19 protein-coding genes, 1 other RNA gene and 2 pseudogenes are annotated in these 23,740 nt (G+C 52.1%); 9 read left to right on the top strand and 13 right to left on the bottom strand.

The window, feature by feature from the left end; translation table 11 throughout:
• Nucleotides 1-147 precede the first annotated feature (147 nt).
• The 3 genes from J5069_RS12690 to grpE all read right to left on the bottom strand — a co-directional run bounded on the left by J5069_RS12690 (nucleotide 148) and on the right by grpE (nucleotide 3,519).
• On the bottom strand, nucleotides 148-1,302 hold the full coding sequence (locus J5069_RS12690) for an iron-containing alcohol dehydrogenase (protein WP_264644218.1): 1,155 nt from the start codon (nucleotides 1,300-1,302) through the stop codon (nucleotides 148-150).
• 161 nt (nucleotides 1,303-1,463) lie between these two features.
• Nucleotides 1,464-2,702: an Nramp family divalent metal transporter gene (locus J5069_RS12685; RefSeq protein ID WP_264644217.1), complete on the bottom strand. Its 1,239-nt coding sequence runs from the start codon at nucleotides 2,700-2,702 to the stop codon at nucleotides 1,464-1,466.
• A 229-nt stretch (nucleotides 2,703-2,931) separates the two neighbouring features.
• Entirely contained in the window at nucleotides 2,932-3,519 is a 588-nt protein-coding gene (gene grpE, locus J5069_RS12680) for a nucleotide exchange factor GrpE (protein ID WP_264644216.1), read from the bottom strand.
• Between the two features lie 138 nt (nucleotides 3,520-3,657).
• Between grpE and nadK the strand changes: the two genes are divergently transcribed.
• The 3 genes from nadK (at nucleotide 3,658) to bamE (ending at nucleotide 6,799) form a co-directional block, all read left to right on the top strand.
• Nucleotides 3,658-4,536: an NAD(+) kinase gene (nadK, locus tag J5069_RS12675; RefSeq protein ID WP_264644215.1), complete on the top strand. Its 879-nt coding sequence runs from the start codon at nucleotides 3,658-3,660 to the stop codon at nucleotides 4,534-4,536.
• Between the two features lie 87 nt (nucleotides 4,537-4,623).
• Complete coding sequence (gene recN, locus J5069_RS12670) at nucleotides 4,624-6,285, top strand: DNA repair protein RecN (protein WP_264644214.1); 1,662 nt, start codon at nucleotides 4,624-4,626, stop codon at nucleotides 6,283-6,285.
• 178 nt (nucleotides 6,286-6,463) lie between these two features.
• A complete protein-coding gene (gene bamE / locus J5069_RS12665; RefSeq protein WP_264625736.1) occupies nucleotides 6,464-6,799 on the top strand; it encodes an outer membrane protein assembly factor BamE in 336 nt (111 codons plus the stop codon).
• Nucleotides 6,800-6,846: 47 nt separating this feature from the next.
• Here the strand turns inward: bamE and J5069_RS12660 are convergent, their stop codons facing one another.
• Nucleotides 6,847-7,131 carry an RnfH family protein gene (locus tag J5069_RS12660; RefSeq protein ID WP_264644213.1) on the bottom strand — a complete coding sequence of 95 codons (285 nt, stop codon included), beginning with the start codon at nucleotides 7,129-7,131 and terminating at the stop codon, nucleotides 6,847-6,849.
• The gene (locus J5069_RS12655; RefSeq protein ID WP_264644212.1) at nucleotides 7,124-7,558 is read right to left on the bottom strand and encodes a type II toxin-antitoxin system RatA family toxin; all 435 of its coding nucleotides are present in this window, start codon (nucleotides 7,556-7,558) and stop codon (nucleotides 7,124-7,126) included. Before J5069_RS12655 ends, J5069_RS12660 begins: the two co-directional genes overlap by 8 nt.
• Before the next feature lie 155 nt (nucleotides 7,559-7,713).
• Here J5069_RS12655 and smpB point away from each other — a divergent pair, with 155 nt between their 5' ends.
• The 3 genes and pseudogenes from smpB to J5069_RS12640 all read left to right on the top strand — a co-directional run bounded on the left by smpB (nucleotide 7,714) and on the right by J5069_RS12640 (nucleotide 10,034).
• Nucleotides 7,714-8,196, top strand: coding sequence for an SsrA-binding protein SmpB (gene smpB, locus J5069_RS12650; protein ID WP_264644211.1), 483 nt, complete (start codon nucleotides 7,714-7,716; stop codon nucleotides 8,194-8,196).
• 45 nt (nucleotides 8,197-8,241) lie between these two features.
• Nucleotides 8,242-8,604: a transfer-messenger RNA gene (gene ssrA, locus J5069_RS12645) on the top strand.
• A 185-nt stretch (nucleotides 8,605-8,789) separates the two neighbouring features.
• Nucleotides 8,790-10,034: pseudogene (locus J5069_RS12640) on the top strand (integrase domain-containing protein).
• A 77-nt stretch (nucleotides 10,035-10,111) separates the two neighbouring features.
• Here J5069_RS12640 and J5069_RS12635 read toward each other — a convergent pair.
• A pseudogene (locus J5069_RS12635) lies at nucleotides 10,112-10,426 on the bottom strand (Rpn family recombination-promoting nuclease/putative transposase); the annotation flags it as partial.
• A 146-nt stretch (nucleotides 10,427-10,572) separates the two neighbouring features.
• Between J5069_RS12635 and J5069_RS12630 the strand changes: the two are divergent.
• Nucleotides 10,573-13,302: an ankyrin repeat domain-containing protein gene (locus J5069_RS12630; RefSeq protein ID WP_264644210.1), complete on the top strand. Its 2,730-nt coding sequence runs from the start codon at nucleotides 10,573-10,575 to the stop codon at nucleotides 13,300-13,302.
• 125 nt (nucleotides 13,303-13,427) lie between these two features.
• Here J5069_RS12630 and J5069_RS12625 read toward each other — a convergent pair whose 3' ends face one another.
• A complete protein-coding gene (locus J5069_RS12625) occupies nucleotides 13,428-14,687 on the bottom strand; it encodes an alpha-hydroxy-acid oxidizing protein (protein WP_264644209.1) in 1,260 nt (419 codons plus the stop codon).
• 460 nt (nucleotides 14,688-15,147) lie between these two features.
• On the opposite strand from J5069_RS12625, the gene J5069_RS12620 reads away from it, so the two are divergent.
• Complete coding sequence (locus J5069_RS12620) at nucleotides 15,148-17,103, top strand: ATP-binding protein (RefSeq protein WP_264644208.1); 1,956 nt, start codon at nucleotides 15,148-15,150, stop codon at nucleotides 17,101-17,103.
• Nucleotides 17,093-18,481, top strand: a complete 1,389-nt coding sequence (locus tag J5069_RS12615; protein ID WP_264644207.1) for a sigma-54-dependent transcriptional regulator — start codon at nucleotides 17,093-17,095, stop codon at nucleotides 18,479-18,481. Before J5069_RS12620 ends, J5069_RS12615 begins: the two co-directional genes overlap by 11 nt.
• Nucleotides 18,482-18,503: 22 nt before the next feature.
• Here the strand turns inward: J5069_RS12615 and J5069_RS12610 are convergent, their stop codons facing one another.
• The 6 genes from J5069_RS12610 to J5069_RS12585 all read right to left on the bottom strand — a co-directional run bounded on the left by J5069_RS12610 (nucleotide 18,504) and on the right by J5069_RS12585 (nucleotide 23,708).
• Nucleotides 18,504-18,746, bottom strand: a complete 243-nt coding sequence (locus J5069_RS12610; protein WP_413542228.1) for an Rpn family recombination-promoting nuclease/putative transposase — start codon at nucleotides 18,744-18,746, stop codon at nucleotides 18,504-18,506.
• A 57-nt stretch (nucleotides 18,747-18,803) separates the two neighbouring features.
• Nucleotides 18,804-19,202 (bottom strand): type II toxin-antitoxin system VapC family toxin, encoded by a 399-nt coding sequence (locus J5069_RS12605; protein ID WP_264644206.1) that lies wholly within the window; start codon nucleotides 19,200-19,202, stop codon nucleotides 18,804-18,806.
• Nucleotides 19,202-19,447 carry a type II toxin-antitoxin system Phd/YefM family antitoxin gene (locus tag J5069_RS12600; RefSeq protein WP_264644205.1) on the bottom strand — a complete coding sequence of 82 codons (246 nt, stop codon included), beginning with the start codon at nucleotides 19,445-19,447 and terminating at the stop codon, nucleotides 19,202-19,204. The genes J5069_RS12605 and J5069_RS12600 overlap by 1 nt, the downstream gene beginning before the upstream one ends.
• Nucleotides 19,448-19,577: 130 nt before the next feature.
• Nucleotides 19,578-20,027 carry a hypothetical protein gene (locus J5069_RS12595; protein ID WP_264644204.1) on the bottom strand — a complete coding sequence of 150 codons (450 nt, stop codon included), beginning with the start codon at nucleotides 20,025-20,027 and terminating at the stop codon, nucleotides 19,578-19,580.
• A gap of 1 nt (nucleotide 20,028) precedes the next feature.
• The gene (locus J5069_RS12590) at nucleotides 20,029-21,261 is read right to left on the bottom strand and encodes an MFS transporter (RefSeq protein WP_264644203.1); all 1,233 of its coding nucleotides are present in this window, start codon (nucleotides 21,259-21,261) and stop codon (nucleotides 20,029-20,031) included.
• A 5-nt stretch (nucleotides 21,262-21,266) separates the two neighbouring features.
• Nucleotides 21,267-23,708 (bottom strand): TonB-dependent siderophore receptor, encoded by a 2,442-nt coding sequence (locus J5069_RS12585; RefSeq protein ID WP_264644202.1) that lies wholly within the window; start codon nucleotides 23,706-23,708, stop codon nucleotides 21,267-21,269.
• Nucleotides 23,709-23,740 lie beyond the last annotated feature (32 nt).

Below are 23,740 nucleotides of genomic sequence, written 5' to 3'. Positions count from 1 at the left end.
CGGGCATCAAAAATAGGGTACAGAAGTCCTCTGACGAAAAAATCTCGTCAGGTGGAATAGCTTTTTCTTATCTGGTGCGGGTCGTTATTAATAACAATTCGCACCCGATAAATAAGCGTTTATCCCTGGTGGATAACGCAGACAGAATTACAAGCAGCCCTGATAAATTTCTCGAATCTTTTCTCCGTCTGGTACGCGTGGATTATTCGATAGCACGACTTTCATGGTGGTTAATACATTATTAATCAACCAATCGAAGTGCTCTTCTTTAACGCCCAATTGCGTCAGGGTAGGCACCATATTAATGCCGGTCAGGAATTGATGAACCGCTGCCACGCTGCTTTCCGCTGCCTGCTCCTGACTCATGCCGCGCGTATCTACCCCCATGGCTTTGGCGATAGCGGCAAATTTCTCCGGTGCCGCAGGCCAGGTATATTCCATAAAGGGTTTGTAAATGGCCGCGATACCTTCCGCGTGCACCACGTCCAGCAGACCGCCCATCGGGTGCTGCAACGCGTGCGGCAGCGTGGTGCCCGCACAGTCAATTGCCATGCCTGCCAGGGAGCTGGCCAGCGTGACATTCTCCCAGGCGGCGACGTTGGTGACATCGTCATAGACCAGCGGCAGGTTCTGCGCGATCAGCTCAATCGCACGCAGGGACAGCATTTCACTGAACGGCGTGGCATTCTTGGAAATGAAGGATTCAAGAGCATGGAACAGCACGTCGGCTCCCGGCCCAGCGATCACGCGTTTTGGCAGAGTCAGCATCAATTCAGGATCGATAATGGCCGCCTTCGGGTAGATGAGCGGATTCACCAAGCCTTTCTTGTCGTTGGTTTCCGGGTTGGTGAATACCGCGGTGCGGTTAGCTTCACTGCCGGTGCCTGCGGTGGTTGGGATGAGGATGATCGGCAACGCGCGGGTGCCGACTTTACGACCAAACACGTAATCCCAGATGCTTCCTTCATTGACCGCAGAGAAGGCGATTCCTTTCGCCATGTCCATCGCGCTGCCGCCGCCCAGACCGATCACCAGATCGCATCCTTCATCGACAGCGACCTGCGCCCCTTCAGCCACCAGCGTGGACAGCGGGTTCTGCATAAAGCGATCGTAAACCGCAAACGCGACGCCCGCTTCCGTCAGCGACTGCTGCACCGCCTGCAACTGCCCGGTAGGTTTGGAACTGTCTGACGCCACCAGCAGTGCCTTTTTACCGTAAGGACGGGCAATGTCGCCCACTTGCTTGTGTCGTCCTAATCCAAAATGAAATTTGACGGGATTACTGTAATCAAAAGCTGGCATCTCTCACCTCTTATTGTTCGCATATGCGAACGCTGTTCGTATTAATGATCCAGATAATAGAGAGGAGGAAAAATGAGCGCCAGCCTTTTGATAAAAAAAATGGACTGCCATCACATTTATTGTGACGACAATCCGTTAGCCGTGAGAAATATTATGTTGCGTCAGCTGAGGAAAAACGTGCTGACCAGCAGATACGCATTAAGAGAAATAACAACAAAAACAATCACATTACCGGCATTCTGTACCCAACGACCGTTGACCATACCTCCCATCAACGCCCGATTTCCGGTAAAGGCTAACAACGGCACCAGCGCCAGCGCAATGCCGAAACTGAGCAGCACCTGGCTCAGCACCAACACGCGAGTAGGTTCCATGCCGGACATGATCACAATAAACGAGGGCAGCATGGTGACCGTGCGCCGCACCCACAGTGGAATATGAAAACGGATAAACCCTTGCATCACCACTTGACCAGCCAGCGTCCCCACGACGGTCGAAGAGAGCCCCGCAGCCACCAGGCTTAAGCCAAAAATGGTCGCAGCTGCCTTCCCTAACAGTGGATCGAGGGTGAGATAGGCACGTTCCAGATCGGCGATATCCTGATTGCCGCTAAAATGGAACGCCGCCGCCGCAGTAGCCATCATTGCCAAATTGACGAATCCGGCAATGGTCATCGCCACTGCCACGTCGATTTTGGTGGCGGCGTAGCGCTCGGCACGGGTGTGGGCCTCGCCCTGCTGGGTCAATGAAGAGTGCAGGTAAATCACGTGGGGCATAATGGTGGCCCCCAATACCCCAGCGGCCAGCAGCACCGCATCCGAAGTGGGCAACTGCGGCACAGCCATTCCGCGCACCAACGAGGCCATTTCAGGACGAGAGAAGATCAGCTCGACGATATACGCGGCAGCGACAAACAGCAGCAGACCGCCGATAATCATCTCCAGCGGCTTTTGACCGCGCTGTTGCAGCGCCAAAATCAGGAAGGTTGCAATGCCCGTGAGGATTGCGCCCTCAAGCAGCGAAACCCCCAACAGCAACTTAAAGCCGATGGCAGCACCGATAAATTCAGCCAAATCGGTTGCCATGGCGATAATCTCCGCCTGCACCCAATAGGCCCACACCGCAGGGCGAGGGAAACGATCGCGAATGTGCTCTGCCAGATTTTTCCCGGTGGCAATCCCAAGCTTGGCGGAAAGCAGTTGGATCAACATCGCCATCAGGTTGGCCCATACCACCACCCACAGCAATTGGTAGCCGTAGGCCGCCCCCGATTGAATATTGGTGGCGAAGTTACCCGGATCGATATAGCCGATCGCCGCTATAAATGCTGGCCCCATCAGGGAAAGCTTAAGCTTCCTTGATGTGCGGCTGGCCGTCTCTATCACTCGGCTCCCCGGCATACGATGACCCTTTATTACCTCTATAATGATTCACTCTGTCATGAATGATAATGATTATCAAGTGCATTTGGAGTGGTAAAACGGATTGCTGCGATAGCTAAAAATGTGATCACAGCCATATTGTTAACAAAATATAAACAAAAAACCCCAAGGTAAAGTCACTTGGGGTTTTTATTGATTTCAATTTGTTACGCCTGCCTTCAGGGCACGCGCGGGTCGCTCAGGGAAATCAGCCCTTCGCTTTGGAAACAGCGACCATCGCAGGACGCAGCAAGCGGCCGTTCAGGGTGTAACCTTTTTGCATTACCATCATTACGGAATTGGGCGCATGGTCGGCCGATTCCAGCATGGTCATGGCCTGGTGCACTTCCGGGTTAAACGGTACGTTCACGTCACCCACCACCTCGATACCAAATTTGCGCACCGCATCCAGCAACGATTTCAGCGTCAGTTCCACACCCTCAATCAACGAGGCAAGGGACTCATTGCTGCGATCGGCAGCATCCAGCGAACGCTCGAGGTTATCAATTACCGGCAGCATTTCACCCGCAAATTTTTCCAGCGCAAATTTGTGCGCTTTTTCCACGTCCATTTCAGCGCGACGGCGGATATTGTCCGTTTCGGCACGCGCGCGCAGCACGGTATCGCGCTCACGCTGCTGTAGTTCGCTCAGTTGCGCTTCCAGTTCAGCAATACGTTCATCACGCGGGTCGGCGACGTCTGTCATTGCAGGTTCCACTTCCGCATGTTGCCCCTGTGCCGCTTCCATTTGATCTACGACTTGCTCGTCAGGCGACTTCTGTTCTTTACTACTCATGAAATTCTCCGCGGTTTTAGCATTCATCTCGCTTGTTCGCTTATTATGGGGATCAAAACCGGGGATTCAAGAGAAGCAGTCACATATACCGACAGATTTCGTGATACCGGGCGGCACTGGGTAAGGAAAAGCATAACGATGACTAAACAGTTCAATTGCATTGGCATTGTGGGCCACCCGCGCCACCCCACGGCACTGGCGACGCATGAGATGTTGTATCACTGGCTGCACAGCAAGGGCTACCAGGTCATGCTGGAGCAGCATATCGCCCACGAGCTCAACCTGCCCGACGCGCTGACCGGCAGCCTGGCAGAGATCGGTATGCAAGCCGATCTGGCTGTGGTGGTGGGTGGCGACGGCAACATGCTAGGTGCCGCCCGCGTGCTCTCTCGCTATGACATTGATGTTATTGGCGTCAACCGGGGAAATCTCGGCTTCCTGACCGATCTCGATCCCGATCAGGCGCAACAGCAGCTTACCGAGGTGCTGGAAGGACGCTACCTGAGCGAACGGCGTTTTATGCTGGAAGCGCACGTGTGCCGTCGCAATCAGCCCGACAGCACCAGCACGGCGATCAACGAGGTGGTGCTACACCCCGGTAAAGTCGCCCATATGATTGAATTCGAAGTCTATATCGACGATCGCTTCGCCTTTTCCCAACGCTCGGACGGCCTGATTATCTCAACGCCCACCGGTTCCACCGCTTACTCGCTTTCCGGTGGGGGCCCCATTCTGACGCCGACACTGGATGCCATCGCGCTGGTGCCAATGTTTCCCCATACGCTTTCAGCACGGCCACTGGTGATAAACAGCAGCAGCACCATCCGCCTGAAGTTTTCTCATATCACCAACGATCTGGAGTTGAGCTGCGACAGCCAGATAACCCTGCCGGTACAGGAAGGCGAAGAGGTGCTGATTACCCGCAGCCAATACTCACTAAATTTGATACACCCAGAAAATTACAGCTATTTTAATACGTTAAGCACAAAACTAGGGTGGTCGAAAAAATTATTCTAAAATTTTGCGCGGACCACTTTACTGGTTAAAAAACGGCATTATACTGTATGTAATTACAGTCTGTTGTTACATACAGGAAGGTGATTCATGCTGGCGCAACTCACTATCAGTCATTTCGCTATCGTGCGTGAGTTAGAAATTGATTTTCAATCAGGTATGAGCGTTATCACCGGCGAAACCGGCGCAGGCAAATCCATCGCGATTGACGCACTGGGCCTGTGTCTGGGCAACCGCTCTGACGCCAGCATGGTGCGCCCTGGCGCACAGCGCGCCGATATCTGTGCCCGGTTCGCCCTCAGCGATACCCCTGCGGCGCGAGCCTGGTTGGAGCAAAACCAACTGGATGACAGCAACGAGTGCCTGCTGCGCCGAGTGATCAGTGCTGACGGGCGCTCACGTGGTTTTATCAATGGCACCGCCGTGCCGTTATCGCAGTTGCGTGAATTGGGCCAGCACCTGATTCAACTGCACGGGCAGCACGCCCATCAGTTGCTGCTTAAACCTGAACACCAACGTCACCTGCTGGATGCCTATGCCGACGAACCGCAACTGCTTACTGCCATGCAACAAATCTGGCAACAGTGGCACCAAAGCTGTCGCGATCTGGCACAGTTGCAACAAGCGAATATCGAACGTGAAGCGCGCCGTGAACTGTTGCAATACCAGCTCAAGGAGCTGAAAGAATTTGCCCCACTGCCCGGCGAATACGAGCACATTGACGTCGAATACAAACGGCTGGCTAACAGCGGCCAACTGCTGTCGCTTAGCCAGCATACTCTGCAACTGCTCAGCGAAAATGACGATCAGAACATCATGAGCATGCTCCACAGCGCAAAGCACCAGCTCGGTGAACTTGTTGCCATGGATGAAAAATTGGGCAGCGTGCTAACTATGCTGGAAGAAGCCAGCATTCAAATCAGCGAAGCCAGCGATGAGTTGCGCCACTACAGCGAACAAACGGATCTTGATCCAACCCGACTCTATGAGCTGGAACAGCGCTTGTCACGCCAGATGGCGCTGGCGCGTAAACACCATATCACCCCTGAAAACCTGCCCGCATTCTACCAGCAACTGCTGGATGAACAGCAGCAACTGGCAGAACAAGAGAGCAACCATGCTACGCTCAGTCTGGCCGTCAGCGAATATCACCAACAGGCGCTTCACGCCGCGGAACAGTTACATACCCGCCGTCAGCACCATGCACTTGAACTGTCTCAGTTGATCACGGCACAAATGCATGAACTCGCCATGCCGCACGGCCACTTCTCCATTGAAGTGGAGTTCTCGCCGGAACGCCTGACAGCCTATGGCGCCGACAGCATCGCCTTTCTGGTTACCACGAACCCTGGGCAACCGCATCAGGCGCTGGCGAAGATCGCCTCCGGCGGCGAACTCTCCCGTATCGCCCTGATCATTCAGGTGATTACAGCGCGTAAAATGGACACCCCAGCGCTGATTTTCGACGAAGTGGATGTGGGTATCAGCGGCCCGACCGCCGCGATTGTTGGCAAAATGCTGCGCCAACTCGGCACATCCACCCAGGTGATGTGTGTGACCCACTTACCGCAAGTTGCCGGATGCGGACATCAACACTTCTTTGTCAGCAAACACACCGACGGTGCCGCCACCGAAACGCTGATGCAGCCGCTGGACAAACGCGCACGGTTGCAAGAGCTGGCCCGTTTGTTGGGTGGCAGTGCAGTCACCAAAAACACATTAGCGAACGCCAAAGAGTTACTGGCCGCCTAACAGCAAGCCATGGCTGATGTTGATGGCTGAGTGGGTTTTACCGTTGTTACCGTTGGCGTTAAGACAAAAATAATCAACTTTTTTGCATTCCGGTGGTCATACAAGCGCCTTGCCGGTTTTCAAGACAGGCAAGGTCTATTATCATCGGCAACCTATGCCCTTAAGGAATGTATTTACTATGCGCTGTAAAACGCTGACCGTCATCGCCGCGATGGTTGTTATGCTGACCGCCGGTTGTTCTACGCTGGAAAGACTGGTTTATCGTCCAGATATCAACCAAGGGAACTATCTGGCACCGGCTGATGTAGCAAAAATCCACACAGGCATGACCAAGCAACAGGTTGCCTATACGTTGGGTACGCCGATGATGCAAGACCCCTTTGGCAGTGACACCTGGTTCTACGTTTTCCGCCAGCAACCCGGGCATGAGGCGGTAAAACAGCAAACGCTGACGCTGACCTTCAGCCAGGATGGCATTTTGACCAACGTGAAAAATCAACCGACGCTGAATTGATAGTGGTGCGGGGATCAGAACACGCATAATAAGGCACTGAATGTGCCTTATTTTTTGGAACGCTCCGCGCGTTGGCGACGCAATTCTTTAGGATCGGCAATCAACGGGCGGTAGATCTCTACGCGATCGCCCTCGGTAACTGCGTCCGTCAAACGGGCCGGCCGGCTAAAGATCCCGACTTTATTGATCTGCAAATCGATATCGGTACGCAGTGTCAGCAACCCGGAGGCGACAATAGCCTGCTCCACCGTTGCGCCCTCTTCTACTGTCACGGACCGCATATACTGACGTTCTGGCAGCGCATAAACCACATCGACACGAATTTCAGGCACGGTATACCTCTTTGGCGCGCAGGGTGAAGGCCTGCACCATATTACTTGCCAGCTCTTTAAACACTTTGCCAAAGGCCAGTTCGATCAGCGCATTGGTGAACTCAAAATCGAGATGGAGTTCAACTTTGCACGCATCGGCACTTAAGGGAATAAAGCGCCAATCGCCACTCAGTTGACGGAACGGACCATCAACTAACTGCATATTGATGCATTGGCTGTCAGTGAGCGTATTGCGCGTGGTAAAGGTTTTACTGATCCCGGCTTTAGAGACATCGACGGCAGCCGTCATTTCTTCAGCGTTGGCAGCAATAACCCGGCTCCCAGTACAGCCAGGCAGAAACTGGGGATAGGAGGCGACATCATTCACCAACTGATACATCTGTTGCGCGCTGTAAGGCACCAGAGCAGAGCGACTAATCTTGGGCATGGCTTTTTCCGTATAACTTCAAACGCGCAGAATAATAGCACCGATGGCCCGGATGGTAAAAATTCTGAGGCGACGATCGCATCCCTTCCTCAACCTGCGTTCACTGATGCGGCAGTGATGTCTTTCCCTTTAACATTCGGTATAATGACGACACTATGACAAAGAAAAAAGCTTATAAACCCGGCTCCGCTACCATTGCGCAAAACAAGCGTGCTCGCCACGAATACTTCATTGAAGAAGAATTCGAAGCGGGATTGGCGTTGCAAGGATGGGAAGTAAAATCACTACGCGCAGGTAAGGCCAACATCAGCGACAGCTATGTACTGTTGCACAGTGGTGAGGCTTTTCTGTTTGGTGCTACCTTTCAACCACTGCTGGCCTCTTCAAGCCACGTGGTTTGTGACCCTACACGCACCCGTAAACTGTTGCTGAACAAGCGCGAGCTGGATTCACTTTACGGACGTGTTAATCGTGAAGGTTACACTGTGGTCGCGCTTTCGCTCTATTGGAAGAACGCCTGGTCAAAAGTGAAGATTGGTGTTGCCAAAGGCAAGAAAGAGCACGACAAGCGTTCGGATATCAAAGAGCGCGAGTGGCAAACGGACAAGGCGCGCATCATGAAAAACGCCAACCGCTAGCAGTAGCGTAAGGTGTCACGGTTCTGTTATACTGTTGAAGTACTTGGGGCTGATTCTGGATTCGACGGGATTGTGTAGCCTTAGGAGCATGCCGAGGGGCGGTTTGCCTCGTAAAAAGCCGCAAAAAAATAGTCGCAAACGACGAAAACTACGCTTTAGCAGCTTAATAACCTGCTTTTAGCCCTCTCTCCCTAGCCTCCGCTCTTAGGACGGGGATCAAGAGAGGTCAAACCCAAAAGAGATCGCGTGGATGCCCTGCCTGGGGTTGAAGCGTTAAATCCAATCAGGCTAGTTTGTTAGTGGCGTGTCTGTTCGCAGCTAACCGGCGAATGTAAAGACTAGACTAAGCATGTAGTGCCGACGGTGTAGTAATTTCGGACGCGGGTTCAACTCCCGCCAGCTCCACCAAATTCTTAATCGGCGATCACCAGAGTCGACCGATAAAGTCCTGAAAGCCCGCACGGCGCAAGCCCTGTGGGCTTTTTTGTTTCCTTATAGGTCCTTCGACGTATTCCGACTTCCTGTGCCCATAGGTACCTTGTTAGGTACCCAACGGCTAGGTACCTATTCCCCGGGTACCTAACAAGGCACCTATGGCTCGTCTAACAAAGCCGCTCACGGATACAGAGATCAAGGCCGCCAAGCCTGGAGAAGTAGATTACACGCTGCATGATGGCGATGGTCTGCAACTGCTGATCAAAACCAACGGTAAGAAAGTCTGGCAATACCGTTATCTTCGCCCCTTTAGCCAAAAACGGGCAAAGCTCACTTTTGGTCCCTACCCCGAAGTCACCCTAGCCGATGCCCGGCAGCGTCGCCGAGACGCACGTACACTGCTGACAAAAAATATTGATCCTTATGAATTCCAGCTTTCGCAACGCAAGCAGGCGTTAGAAGTCAAAGCCAACTCCTTCAAAGTCGTCGCTGAATGCTGGTTACAGGTAAAAAAGAGCAGCATCACCGAAGACTAAGCCACCGATATCTGGCGCTCGCTGGAAAAAGACATCTTTCCTGCCATCTGCGATCTCTGCATCACCGATATCAAAGCGCGCACCTTGGTACAAGCCGTGCAGCCGGTACAAACACGCGGTGCGCTAGAAACAGTGAGGCGACTCTGCCAGCGTATTAATGAGGTGATGATCTATGCCGTCAACACCGGCCTGATAGATGACGCCCCCAGCGTTCATATCAGCAAGGCATTCGTGAAACCGAAGAAAAAGCACATGCCCACCATTCTCCCGGAACAACTTCCACACCTGATGAACACCATGCGGCTGGCAAATATCGGATTCCAGACACGCTGCCTATTTATGTGGCAACTGCTGACCCTCACCCGCCCTTCTGAAGCCTCAGACACCCGCTGGCAAGAGATCAACATAGAAGCGAAAGAATGGCGCATTCCCGCCGAGCGGATGAAGATGAATCGGATACATATCGTTCCACTGTCAGATCAGGCACTGGCCATTCTGGAAATGATGAAACCACTAAGCGGCCAGCGGGAGTACCTTTTCGCCAGCCGCAGCAAACCGTCGCAACCGATGAACAGCCAAACAGTCAACGCCGCGCTTAAACGCGCCGGCCTGGCAGGGGTACTGGTTTCACACGGCATGCGCTCTATCGCCAGCACCGCACTCAATGAACACGGATTTCCACCCGACGTGATTGAAGCAGCACTGGCTCACGTGGATAAAAACGAGGTGCGCCGCGCCTATAACCGCAGCGACTATCTGGAACAACGCCACCCTTTGATGCAATGGTGGGCTGATTTTGTGAAGGCGGCAGATAGGGGTAGCCTTTTAGAGGGCGACAGCATGTTTGTTCGATTGAAGCATGAATGAAAAGAGTTGTGCTTAGCCTTTGCACATAGTGCAGAGGCCGCCTCTGGGCGGTAAAAGATGCGCCAGTGGAATGCGTATCAATGGCCGAATTTAGCCAAATCCTCTTTAGAGAGCCCCGTCATTTCCATGATAGTGGCGAAATCCATTCCTTTTTGCAGCATGGCTCTGGCTATTTTCAACGTTGCTTCGCGCTCACCTTTCTCGATACCTTGCTCAATACCTTTTTCAATACCTTTCTGTTCCAACTGTTCCGCTATGGTCATCAGTTCATCTCCATGTTGCGGCACCCGTTGTGCCAGCTGCCTTACATAAGCTTCAGCATTTGATGTATTGCCTGCCTGTACCGGGAAGGTAGTTTTGTTGGCCTTTTTCATTAGCGCGGACTCAGAAAGTTACCCGCTGCAGTTTAGCTATCTTGGCCTCTCGCGTTCCTTAATAGGATGCGATATAGGGGGGGATACGAGAGATTTCAGAGACCCGGCTAATCGATATTGTCAAAATGGCCGCAATACCAAACAACGACGGAAACAGACACAACATGAGCACCTTGCCACTGACCCAAGCCATCCTGCTGGAAATACATCAAAGTTTTGGTTATCAGCGTTATCCAACAACCAAAAAAACCAAATTCGCGACCGGACAGATAAGCCTCAAGGCTGACAAAGAGATGTTCACAGAAATCCTTCTCGATATCTTCGAAGCACTCGGCATGGACCCACAGGCACAATTCGATGCGCTCAACAACGCGATGGAATTCACGCACGCCTACAAGTCTCTCGAACTGCACACATGGACCTTTGCCGCCGACCAGCACCAGATCCTCTGGACGATGCTGGCACATTTCTACGTGCCGGCTCTGGCGCGCCGCGTGGGCATCTGGAACCTTGAGCAGGCACTGGATAATGGCATGCCGGGTGGGCGTTTTTGGTATATCCCTGAGCCTTGCGAGGTGGATGGCAAACCAGGTTTGTATTTACCGGTAGCCCAGGTGATCGATTGGTTGTTGGACCTGTTAGGTATGCCTCTGGAGGCGTTTGCCGATCGGCAAAGTGAAGGGGCAGAGGACGGATATGATGGCCTGCGTCGATCCTTATACAACTGGCGTAGTGGAACCACAATCCGTCCCGATACCATCAATAAATATTTCTCCGACGAGACAGACCTGCATTTTGATGGCGCGATATCACTCAACAGCGACAGCTCCTCTACGGCGCAGTTCGTCAGCGTTCTGAATTTTGTCAAAAAGAAGGGGCTGACGGCCGACAAGCTGCGCTTGGAAATCCCCATGACTCAACCTGGTCGCATTGAAGCCATATTGGCAGAGCAGGCCGATGAGGACGAGCGTGCGACCTTTATCAAATGCATAGCAGATCGCTATGCTGTGCCTTTACAAAAAACCATACGCCAACGCTTGTTACTCGCTCGGATGGTGCAGGATGGTTATGTCCGTTTACTCACCTTTCTCTTTCCCAATGTTGACATGCAGTGTGTAGACCCTCAGAAAAACAAGCTACTTCAACTCTTTGCCATATATAAGCTTGTCTACAACCTGACAATAGACGCCTGGCGACATTGTCAACATCAAGGTGAAGCGGCTAAAAATGCTTGGTTCGAGGCGCATTTGCCCGAGTGGGATAAACACCGCCTATTCCTCACGATCCTTCCTTCTCGTCGGGAAACAGCAAACCAAGAACTTGCAGAGTTACTGACACGCTACTTCTCCACTGTGCAGCCTGAGGAAAAACTTGAAGATCACGTTGGATTTGATAGGCAATCCATTCAGCCTATCATTCAGCGAGAGATGGAGCGTCTCAAAGCCCAAGCTGAAGAGATGCAAACTGTCCATCAACTGATTGAACGGACGAAAGTCTCATCCCCGTGGCGTGCCTTGCAAACCGAACACAGATATTGGGTCGTCAGTCAGGTCGCGCAACATTCAACCTTCAATCCGCGCGCCAGAGATGCAGCCATCAAACGTTTACGGGAATTGGCGGCGACGCCTTCTGAAGTCACTCAGGCCACGTTGTTGGAGCTCGAAGGTTATCTGAATATTGAACACAAACAGCGGCCAAAAGACACAATGACCAAGGTTAACGCATTACTCAATGACGCGGAGACCAACCCAGGTTACGACTTATGGAAAGCCCCGATTTTGCAATACAAAGCCAAACACCTGCTGGCCAGCAATGATTTTGAGGGAGCCAAAAAATTATTTAGGGAGGCGCTAAACGCTGCGCAGGAACGTAATTATGGCACTCTGCGTGGTGAAATCGCGAGGGATGGTTTAGCCGTAGAGATTGCCAACCAGAAACTGATCGTTAATAACCACGAAAAATACTACCGGGAGATGCTAGCCGCAGGGATGATGGACGAATGCGATGCGATCCCCTCTATCGAGGAAACTGCACGCTGGGCATCAAATTACTTTTGGGATGATCTGTATAAACCCTACCCTGGTATTGAACCCGAAGTGCGCAGAGTTAAAGATACGATGGATAAGTGGGTTAGAGAGCTGCTGCCAATGTTCCAGATTGGCAATCGAGAGGGCTTGCAAAAGTGGCTCAACGCCAATCGCCAGTTGCTGAAATCCAGCCTGCCTGATGTGGAAGGGAATTCGGTCTTGATGGCTCTGCTCAAAATGCACTCGCAGTTTCAGCAGAACATACCGATGATGAAGCAAAGGCTTCCACTTGAGTTGCAAAGCGAAATACCCCGGTTCGAAACCCTGTTGGCACATTGGCATGCGTTTATTGGACAACTGACTAAAGCGTGCCCCAAACAGCTTAATATCCCGGATATCAAGGGGCAAACCCCGCTGATGCTGGTGGCAGAGACAGGCGATACCGCGTTAGTCACCCTCATGCTTGAAGCCGGAGCCGACCCGGAAATGCAGAGTCATAAAGGTATGACGGCGCTGCATTCGGCGATCAAATCAAAGGTAGACGGCTGTGTGGATGCGCTCCTTGATCATCCATGTCACCTGAACCATCTCACTGATGATGGGTGTTCCCCCTTGCATACTGCAAGTTGGACGGCCAATTTACATGCCGTTGAACGCTTGCTGCAACTCGCACCCAACCTTGCATGGCAACGTGACTTACAGGGAAACACCCCTTTAGAACGTGTTGAATATTACATCGAAAATCCTGAGGCTTTACGTCATTTGGCTGATGAACTGGCTCAACATGGGCGACGCTGCGCCACTCAGCAGGCGTTGGTCGCAACCGCAGCGTTGCTGGTTAAAGCGGCACCGGTGTTACAGGAATAGAGCGAACCCAACGCGGGGCTGAGTCAGTGCAAAAAGCGAAAGGGGGTGTTGCATTCATATTTGCAACACCCACATTGAGGCAATCACCGCGGTTACGCCACATCGGCATACCATAGTGATGACAATCAAACGCTCTGAAGAAGAATCGCCGGGTCAACATTCCTCACATCGGCGGTGCCGGTCAGCACCATGCTAGACTCAAGCTCGCCCTGGAAGCGTTTGAACTGCATCTCAACCCCTTTAACACCGCCACCGAGGCTGGCACGCAGCATCGGGCGGCCAACCAATACGGCATGGGCACCGCTGGCCAGCGCTTTAAGCACATCGCCACCATCACGCACGCCACCGTCGACCAGAATCGGCATCTTGTAACCGCGATCGCGTACCGCTTTGACAATAGCGGGTAACACATGCATGGTCGCAGGGGTCGAACTCAGCACGCGACCGCCGTGGTTAGACACCACTATCGCCCCGCAACCGGCTTCGGCGCACATCAGGGCTTCTTCCACCGTCATCACGCCTTTCGCCATAAAGGGGATCTTGGCGTATTTAACGATTTCTTTAAGTTTTTTCAGATCTTTAGGCTCAACTGTGTTGCCGGGTAATGCGCGGGCGGCACGACCTGCGGAATCGATATCAATCGCAAAGAAAGGGGCACCGGCGTTCTGCACCAGATCGATACGTTCAAAGATTTCCTGCTGAGTACGCGGTTTGATTTGCGCAATCGCGCGGCCTTTAAATTCTTTGACCACTTCTAAACGGCGCTTGTAGGTATCGAGTGGGTCTTCAATACCGTCCGCTGCCCAACCTAAACAACCGGAATTTGCCGCCCCTTCGATAATGCCGCGCGCATATTTATCCTCGGTCATGACTTCGCCATCGAACGCCAATTTGTTGGCAGCGCCCATGTTGTAAGTGAGACCACCGGTGACCCCGGTCAGAATAGGCATCGCTAATTTAACGCCGAGTAACTCCGTTTCCATTTTCGGCTTGCTCACATTGTGCAGGCTGCGCATCGTGAGACTCATGCCCTCAAAGGCTTCAATGTTGCGCACAAAGCTTTGGCGCATACCGCCCATACCGGGAACCCCTTCCCCGCACGGACCTTTACCATTACAACGCCCTGCCCCGGCGACATCACATGCGGCGCAAGTACTCATGATTTTGCGCGCATTGCCGAGTACGTCTTTTAAGTTTTTAGGCTCTTTAATGTAACCGGTGATGGCTTTTGGCTCCTCCGCCGAGGCGGTGGCTCCCGTTGTGGCTACAGCTTCTGCGGCATGGGCTGAAGATGAAGCGGTCAGCGCAAGCGTTCCTGCCGCAGCAGCGAGTACGGCTCCCTTGGTTAAAAATTCTCGACGATTTTGATCTAATTTATTGTCCATATTAGTGTCCCCTATGTTATTCAATTCTTTTCAGGAGTTATTAACGCGAATTGCTCACGCCATGAATTTACGCTGCGCAATTTCTGAAGGGATAACACGCGAGGATAAAATTAGGAGATAGATCGCTTAACGTAAAAAACTTTGAACCTTGCATACCCTATTATGCATTTTTGCATAACACGAAAACCCTGCACTTCAATATTAATTAATTATCATTCTCTTTAACTAAATATAACGTAACCGTAGCATTAACCAGGTAAAGTAAATGTGATATCCCTGTCAAAAAAGAGATAACAAGCTGCATAGGTAAATTGACTGCTTTTAGGGTTTCATCTATGCCAAAAAGCGAGATTGATCGCTTCCCTTTATTCAGTAGCAGCGTAAAGTAAAGCTTTCAGCCTCTCGTCTCCATAAAAAACAATCAGCATTGTTGGGAAGCGTTCAAAAAGGTGTGTATTGCGTGAGCTATTGGCGATATTTACGGGGAGTGGTATTAGCACTGAGCCTCATCTCGGTTCAAGGATTTGCGCAGCAAACTCTGACGTTCAATGTTCATAGCAACACCCCGCCCTTCGAGTGGCAAAATGAGGCCGGTGAAGAGACTGGATTTAACATTGAATTAGCCCGCCAAATTGCCCAAAAGTTGCAATACGATTTAATTATCAATCGCCAAACGCTCGAGCAAACCCTGTATTCTGTAACCCATAATACGCGCCAGCTAGCCGTGATTGATTTGCCCGCAGGAGAGACCTTTGCGCTCAACACTGCGCTACCGCTATTGCCCACCTATATCAGTGCCTATAACCTACGTAGCGCAGGCCAGGTGGACTCCTGGGCAGCACTGCGTAAAAAGCGTGTCGCCATTAAACAAGCCTCTTCGGTAGAGATGTATCTTAAGGCTAATCCACAGGATTTTACCCTTGTGCCTGTCGTCACCAATGAGCAAGGATTTGAGCTGTTATCCGCCGGTAAAGTGGATTTTGTATTGGCCGAATTCTACTGTGCCCGTCGCTTGTTGCAGCAATTCCCAATGACCAAAACGGCGAGCAATCCATTATTCCTTAGTCAGTTTTATTTAGTCATGTCCGAAAAGGACCCGCTGTTCTCCAAGGCGGTGAGTGACGTTTTGGAGCAGAATTACCACGGTGGCTATTTCGATGACTTGATTTATAAATGGGTCGGCTTCGGCAAAGAAAAAATCGAACTGGGACAGGTGCGTAACGATTTTCTTCAATGGGCATTATTTGCTGCTATCATCTCCAGCATTGGCTTGTTAATTACCCTGTATATCAGTCTGGTGCTCAGGCAAAAAACCCAATCTCTTAAACAGGAACTCCACCAACGGCAAAAAGCCGAGGCGGAAATTAACCGTGTATCGGCTCAATTCCATTCAGTATTAGACGGTCTGCCCTGCGGCGTTATCCTGTTGGATCAATATCTGAAAATAATCTGGCAAAACGGTAAATATCAATGGCTGTTAGCACCAGAAAGGCTCGAACAGGCATATCCAAAGGTCGCGCTCACGCAGCTTATCCAGTCTGGGTTTAATGGTGAAGAATCACAATTAATCGAATTCTCTCTCGACAATAAACGTTGGAAACTAAATTTATACCTGATCTCAAACAGTATGCTCGCTTTATTTATCGAAGACTACACCGAGCCCTTTGAGCTAAAACAGGTGAGCGAACTCTCCAGTCGCCTGGCATCCCTAGGGGAGTTGACTACGGGCATTGCCCACGAAATTAATAATCCTGTGGGGCTCATCAACCAATCCATGAGTCTGATGCAGGATATTATCGACGATCTGAAACGCGCATCACCGTCCACGAGCTCGCAACCGCAGGTGCTGCAACAGGGACTTGAGGAACTTAATTACACCAGCCAATCAGTGCAGGAATCGGCCCAGCGCATTGGCTGTATCATTCACGATCTCAAACACTTCTCACGCTATGGTCTCAGCAATGTTAAGCCTGTCGCACTCAACCATATTGTTGAAACCGCCCTGCGGTTAACCCATAACAATGTCAAACGGTTGCAGTTGCAGCTCTCACTCCATCCTCAACTTCCTGCGATTAAGGGGGACGAGCTGCAACTCCAGTTGGTGCTAATTAATTTGATCCAGAATGCCTGTCTGGCGATGGACAAAACGCATCCACTGCTGACGATTGAAACCGGGATCGAAGAAGGCCGGGTATACCTTAAAGTCATCGATAATGGCTGCGGTATGCAGCCCCACATTCAGGCTCGTATTCGCGAACCTTTTTTCACCACGCGTCGTGAGCAGGGGGGGACTGGGCTTGGGCTTTCAACCACCAATAAAATTCTTGTCGAACACGGAGCCCAATGGCTTATCCATTCGCAACCCAATATTGGCACCGAAATGAAAATCTTGTTAGGAATGTGCAATGAAGCTTAGTCGCAATATTCTCGTTATCGATGATGAAACTCGCTGGTTGCGCACCATCGATATGTTGCTCAATCGGCATATTCCCGAGGCCAGAACCTACACCTGTGAAAATAGCCGCCAGGCTTTGCAACTTATCAACGATTTGGATATTGCGCTGGTGCTACTCGATCTCAATATGCCCGCCCTCGACGGCCGGCAATTGCTGAGGGATATTCGCGAGCATGCTCCCTATGTCCGAGTGATCGTATTGACAGGACTCAATGAAACCGAAATCGCGGTAGAGTGCATGAAGCAAGGTGCCTACGATTTTATTACCAAAACCAGTTCGACGGACCAGTTGCTGATCGGTGTGCGCCGCGCCATGGAGATGATTGGGCTGGAACGGCGTTACCATCAAATTAAAGAGGGTTTCTTTAATCGCATGAATCTGAGTGCGTTTGACCGAATCCTCACCACTGACATCAAAATGCACGACTGCTTTACTTTCGCTGCCGCTTTGCACGATAGCCGCGAACCCATTTTAATCGAAGGGGAAATTGGCACGGGTAAACACCTGTTTGCGGAGGCGCTGCAACAACAGGTTTGTCCAGAATTACCCTTGTTAACGCTGTCTCTGGCCGATATCTCCCCGCAGATGTTACAGCAAAAACTGTTTGGCGTAGCCAATCAGGCGGGCTTGCTCGATATGGCTGGCTCAGGCTTTTTGCTGCTCACGCATCTCACGCTGGCGAGTGCGGAAACCCAAAGGGTGCTCACTCAACTGTGCCAGCGCAAACGTTATTTTCCACAGGGATCATTGCGGGAAACCGCCCTCAAGTGCCGATTGCTGTTTAGTACCACCGCGCCACTGGAACAACTCGAGCAAAAGGATTTTTCCCACGGATTGCTCTACTGCTTGCAACCACAACGCATCAAACTGCCGCCGCTCAGAGAACGGACCGCCGATATTGGTTTGTTATTGCAACATTTTAATGAGATGGCCTGCCAGGAACTGGGCCGGGATTACCTCGCACTGCCCCACGAGCTCGCGAGCCGATTGGAGCATTACGCGTTCCCCGGAAATATTGCCGAATTAAAATCGTTAACCTTTACCGCGGCGGGGATCAGTAACGGCCAGGAGCTGGCACTCGCGCCTTTTTTTAAGGTGTTAGAACAGAGCCAACAGATGCCTCAAAGTGAACGAATGACCTTCCCAGCGAATTTGCCCACCATTAGAGAAATCACGGAGCAGTTGATCCATGAGGCACTCATTCGCACCAATAACAACCAGAGTGCCGCAGCTAAACTGCTTGGAATAACGCAAAGTGCTTTGAGCCGCCGTTTAGGCAATGCGGGCATGAGTAGAGAAACTGACATCCAAAAACAAAAAGCCAGTGAGAACACGTAATACCGATCCGTGCATGCCCGAATTAATGGCTGAGCTGGAGTTTCGTCAACGCTTCTTTGGATAGGCCAGTGGACTTCATAACAATCGCGAGCTCCACACCGTTGTGAAGCAATTCACTGGCTATTTTCAACGTAGCCTCACGCTGGCCTTTTTCGATACCTTTCTCTATGCCTTTTTCGATGCCCTTCTGTTCCAGTTGCTCTGCTATAGTCATCAGTTCATCTCCATGTTCCGGGTTATACTGGAGCAGCGTAAGCGCGCTCAACGATGAAAGGAAGGGATATTAAGGTAAAACGGAATAGCAACAGGTGAGAAATTCACGTTAGCGATTAGGTATAAGAGAGATAAATTCACCAGATAACGCAATAATGTTATTATCCGATGTAATAAAGGTCAAACCTTCATAATGCGCTTGCGCAACCAGCAATCTATCGAAAGGATCTTTGTGAAATAACTCGGGTAAATGTAATACGTTGAGCGCGTGCTCGCCTTTAATGACAAGCTCCTTGAAACCATTATCAAATAGCCCCGTTCTGAGTTCGTCAGGGTTGATATTGAAATCTGGCTTGTTTAATGCAAACTTGATAGAAACTTCCCAAATACTGGCAGCACTAAAATAAAGCTCATTATCGACGCCTTGAACGATCGCTTTTACCTCTTCCGTGAGGTATTCCGGGCGATAGGCAACAAAAAGTAAAATATTGGTATCGAGTAAATACATTAGTCATACTTCCCTTCAAACATGTCTTGTATTTCATCACTGTTCAGCGCATCGAAGTTATCTGGAACGGTTCCTTTACCCTTAAGGAAACCCAGCTTACGCACAGGTTTCTCCTCCGTGTACGCCACGACTTTTACCAACGTCTTGCCATTACGTGCAATCAGAAATGGCTCTCCTGTTTTCACAACATCGTTTAACAGTTTGGAAAGATTTGTTTTGGCCTCATAGATATTCACCTTTTCCATGACATCCTCCGACTTTGCCATTGTATACATTTTAATCATAACCCCATCCATTATGATTGGTCAAGTCAGACTGACCAGACCAATTTAATGCTACAGTGATATCCGGTGCAACAGCAGGGTATTGATCCTTTTAGGTTCCCGCCACCTCCCCATCCAGTGCTAGAAACGCCGTCGCTTTGCGGTAAGCATCGTCCATGTCGTCCGCCAGCGTTTTCGGGAACGGCAGGATCTTTTTCACCTTGGGAAACATGGCGCTCAGGCTCTCACGCACTTCGGGCTCAGTGGTCAAATACACATAGCCGGCGCAGTAATCCCGCAGTTCATTTTTATAGAGCTTCATCCACCGCGATGCCTGCTTCTCTTGTTCATGCGGTTCTCTCTCATGACCATGCCTTGCCGGAATCCACACCAACGCCACGCGCTGCTGCTGTGTGAGAATGTGTGTCAATCCCGCCAGTAACCTGTCCGTGCGATTCGGCATCTCCAATGCGGGAAAGCGCAGGAATACCACGGGCCAGCGCGAACTGTCGAAAATTTCACTGTCCAGTGTCTCACCGGAATAATGATGTTGTTGGTTCATGTTATTCATCCTTTTCTGCCATCGGGGCACGCAATAGCCCCGTGATAATCAGTAATGCCAGCGCACCCGATGTGTAGAACCACGGCCAGCTAATCCAGCTCACCATTTGCGCACCCGCAATAGTGGCAAGCGTGCTGGCAAACCGTCCTACACCGTAAAAAGCCGCGTAATCGGTGGCGGGTTGCGCCCCGCGCGACCACCCCAATATTCTGGCGCTCAATGCCACAAAAATGCCGCTCACCGCCGCACCCACCGCTATCGCTCCCGCCATGGCGAGCCACGGCTGCCCGAGAACAAAACCGATTGTCATCGCGGCCAATGCCAGCAAGGCCAGCGAAGTGAACGCCATCAGCGCGCCGGAAAGCCCAGCCCGACGCATCAACGGCATAGAGATAACGGCGGTGAGCAGCATTGAGATGGGCCCGAGCGTGCCGACGATCCCGCCGATCTGTTCTATCGGCACATTAAGATCGAGCAGCATCAGGCGGTTCAGTCCCGCAATCGGAAAAATAACGCAGCACGTTAACGTCAATAGTGTGAGTCGCTTGCGCTGTACGGGGTTACGCAGCAGCGCACTTAGGCTCGCGGCGTTCCGGCGCGTAGCGTTCAATGGGCCAGCATGCGGTACCTCTTTCATTAACAGCAGCACCGGTAATACCAGAAGTAATAGGGAGGCCGCGTAACACAGGAAGATCACCTTCCAGCCATAGGTGTGAAACAGCGCGACAAACGCGCCGCCGCCAATCATGGCACCTGTCGATAATGCCCCCAGTTTGCAGGCCGCAGCACGCGGCCGCCAGGTTGAGTGAATGCGTTCTACCGCCAGCGCGTCCAGCGCAATATCCATGGTCGCCATGGTGAACGCCACCAAGAGCCCCATCGCGAACAGGATGCCCATGGCAGCGCCTTCCAGCAGCGCCACCATGGCTACCGTCAATGCCGCCAGCACTTGCATAGGCACAACCCACGCAAGCCGAGGCGGCAATAGCGGTGGACGCCAGCGATCCACCAGCGGTGCCCACAGAAAAGCGACGCCGAGCGGCAGATAGAGCGCGTACAGCCACCCAGCGGCCCCCAGACTGATGCCCTGCGCACGCATAATGGCCGGAAAGCCGCCCTGAATGAGCCCCATGGTCATACCGAAGCCGATATACAGCGCGCTAATACCCACCAATGTGGCTAACTGTTCACGCGTGCGCGGTGCCTGCGTGTCAGACCGTGTTGCTTGTTCCATCGGCATTACCAGCGATAAGCCAGTGAGGCATACACCACACGATCGTTGCCGTAGTTACAGAAGTTATTGGACAGGCACGTAACATAGCGTTTATCGAACAAGTTATTGACGCTGACCTTGCCGCTTAGCCCGTTAAGCGTTGGCGATCTTTTGCCGAAATCGTAACTGACTGACGCATCGAATACGGTGTAGCTCGGCGCATCCAATCGCGTGGCGTTGACGGTGTAAACGTTAGGCGAATATCCCCCCACCGTGCTGCCGACATAGCGCACGCCGCTGCCCACGGTAATCCCCTCTAGTGCGCCGGAGCGGAAGCGATAATCCGCCCAGAGCGAAGCGGTGTAATCCGGAATGCCGATAGGTGCCTGTCCAACATCTGCCCCTAATCCTTTGACCACTTCGGCGTTGGTGTAGGTCAAGGCACCGGTCACATTGATGTTGTCTGTAACCGCCATCTTGCTTTCGAACTCAACGCCGCGTGAGCGCTGTTCCCCGGTTTGGTAGGTGGTGTAAGGGTTGGCGGAGGTCACTACATTACTTTGCGTGATATCAAAATAGGCGAGCGTAAACAGCGCGTTGAAATGAGTAGGTTGGTATTTTACCCCCACTTCGCGCTGCTTCGCCGTGGTCGGCTTAAAGGCGCTGCCGCTGGCATCAGTACCATTGACCGGCAGGAATGACGTGGAGTAGCTGATATAAGGCGCAATCCCCATGTCGAAGTTATAAATCAGCCCGAGCTTACCGCTCACCGCTTCGTCATCCTGCACGCTCCGGGTGTCATTCAGACGGTTATCGGTTCTGGTTCGAATGGTGTCGTAGCGCATGCCACCCACCAGCGTCCAACGATCGATATCGATCTGATCCTGCGCGTAAAAACCGGCCTGATTGGTGTGCTGCTTCTGATTGGTGATGCGCGCCAGCGCCAGGTTGGTCGCCACGCCGTATACCGGGTTCAGGAAATCAATGGAGGGTGCACCGCCATAATCCCGAATTTGCGTCCAGTCAGATTGTTGATAATCAAAACCGAATAAGGCCGTGTGATACAAACGCCCGGTATCAAATTCAGCCTGAAGTTGCAGATCGGATGTCAGACCGCGCAGCGTTTCATCCGTTCCGAGCGCATAACGCGAGATAGTATGCCCATCGGCCCCCATGCTGGACGTCCCTACGCTCTTGGTCACCGTTGAGTGATCGAGATAGCGGAAGTTGTGGCGCACACTCCAGGTGTCATTGATGCGGTGCTCAAACTGATACCCCACCATGCTCTGCTTACGATCGAACTGATCGAACGCCGGATCGCCGTCGTTGAAATTACGGGGAATTTTCCCTGCCGGGCTGGGCCACAGTGAACCGACGGTGGGCAACACGCCGTAGTATCCCCCTTCGGGATCGTGCTGGTAGCTCATATTCAGCGTGAATGAGGTATCGGTATCGGGGATCCAGGTCAGAGAGGGCGCGACATAGACACGTTCTTCTTTGGTATTCACCACCTGCGTGTCCGATTTACGGCCAAGCGCCACCACGCGATAGAGCAACGAGCGATCGTCATTGAGCGGCCCGGCGGAATCCACACCAAGCTGCATCCGGTTATGGCTGCCGTAGAGCATCTCAACCGCGTGCTGCGGCTCGCTGGTAGGCACCTTGGAAATCGCATTGATCAACCCGCCGGGCGTCACACCGCCATACAGCGTAGACGATGGGCCTTTGAGGAATTCAATGCGCTCGATGCCATAGGTTTCAATCTGCGGAATGGCATAGCCGCCGCCGCGCAGCAAACGCAAGCCATCAAGATACTGGTTGCTGTCGGTCGGTGAACCAAAGCCACGAACATAAGGCAAATCATAACGCGATGCCGAACCGCGAACTTCGGCCGCCACGCCCGATGAATAGCGCAGTGCCTGAACCAAACTTTGCGCGCCCTGCGCGTCAGCCTGTTCGCGGGTAATCACGCTGACCGACTGTGGTGTTCTCATCAGCGGAGTGTTGGTTTTGGTGCCAGAGGTACTGTTGCTGGCAACATAACCCACAACAGGGCCAAGTCGGCTATTCCCCTGTGCCTGAACCACCATGGTATCGGGCGTTCCCGCTGATGCGCTCCTCGCCGAAGGGGGCAATACATAAATCTGTACCGTGGTTGCATTACTAAAGCGGTAGCCCAACCCGGTGCCATTGAGCAGGGTTGCCAACGCCTGCTCTGCGCTCAGCGTGCCGCGAACGGGGTTGCCCATAGCGGCCATTTCCTGTTGTTCACGGAAAACGACTGACAGGCCAGTGATACGACCAATGTCATTCACCGCCTGAGTGACCGGTTTCGCCGGGAGATTAAAACTAAATTGCTGCGCTGCGTGCTGCTGAACCTGCGTTGCGGCGCTGTTCGCACCGCTAAAGCTGGTCAATAAAAGGGTGGCGAACAGGTAGCCGGCCTGGTGTGCTCTTTTTTGTTTCATTAAGGAGATCCTTATCTCGTGTCATGAACTGC

This window comes from Candidatus Symbiopectobacterium sp. NZEC127, from assembly GCF_025962675.1.
Taxonomy (GTDB): domain Bacteria; phylum Pseudomonadota; class Gammaproteobacteria; order Enterobacterales; family Enterobacteriaceae; genus Symbiopectobacterium.
This window is presented reverse-complemented; position numbering and strand designations above follow the sequence as displayed.

Bases quoted from the DNA above. Each gene is read 5' to 3' on its own strand.
- J5069_RS12690 (WP_264644218.1), bottom strand. From the start codon at position 1,302: ATGCCAGCTTTTGATTACAGTAATCCCGTCAAATTTCATTTTGGATTA.
- J5069_RS12685 (WP_264644217.1), bottom strand. From the start codon at position 2,702: ATGCCGGGGAGCCGAGTGATAGAGACGGCCAGCCGCACATCAAGGAAG.
- grpE (WP_264644216.1), bottom strand. From the start codon at position 3,519: ATGAGTAGTAAAGAACAGAAGTCGCCTGACGAGCAAGTCGTAGATCAA.
- nadK (WP_264644215.1), top strand. From the start codon at position 3,658: ATGACTAAACAGTTCAATTGCATTGGCATTGTGGGCCACCCGCGCCAC.
- recN (WP_264644214.1), top strand. From the start codon at position 4,624: ATGCTGGCGCAACTCACTATCAGTCATTTCGCTATCGTGCGTGAGTTA.
- bamE (WP_264625736.1), top strand. From the start codon at position 6,464: ATGCGCTGTAAAACGCTGACCGTCATCGCCGCGATGGTTGTTATGCTG.
- J5069_RS12655 (WP_264644212.1), bottom strand. From the start codon at position 7,558: ATGCCCAAGATTAGTCGCTCTGCTCTGGTGCCTTACAGCGCGCAACAG.
- smpB (WP_264644211.1), top strand. From the start codon at position 7,714: ATGACAAAGAAAAAAGCTTATAAACCCGGCTCCGCTACCATTGCGCAA.
- J5069_RS12630 (WP_264644210.1), top strand. From the start codon at position 10,573: ATGAGCACCTTGCCACTGACCCAAGCCATCCTGCTGGAAATACATCAA.
- J5069_RS12625 (WP_264644209.1), bottom strand. From the start codon at position 14,687: ATGGACAATAAATTAGATCAAAATCGTCGAGAATTTTTAACCAAGGGA.
- J5069_RS12615 (WP_264644207.1), top strand. From the start codon at position 17,093: ATGAAGCTTAGTCGCAATATTCTCGTTATCGATGATGAAACTCGCTGG.
- J5069_RS12605 (WP_264644206.1), bottom strand. From the start codon at position 19,202: ATGTATTTACTCGATACCAATATTTTACTTTTTGTTGCCTATCGCCCG.
- J5069_RS12600 (WP_264644205.1), bottom strand. From the start codon at position 19,447: ATGGAAAAGGTGAATATCTATGAGGCCAAAACAAATCTTTCCAAACTG.
- J5069_RS12595 (WP_264644204.1), bottom strand. From the start codon at position 20,027: ATGAACCAACAACATCATTATTCCGGTGAGACACTGGACAGTGAAATT.
- J5069_RS12590 (WP_264644203.1), bottom strand. From the start codon at position 21,261: ATGGAACAAGCAACACGGTCTGACACGCAGGCACCGCGCACGCGTGAA.
- J5069_RS12585 (WP_264644202.1), bottom strand. From the start codon at position 23,708: ATGAAACAAAAAAGAGCACACCAGGCCGGCTACCTGTTCGCCACCCTT.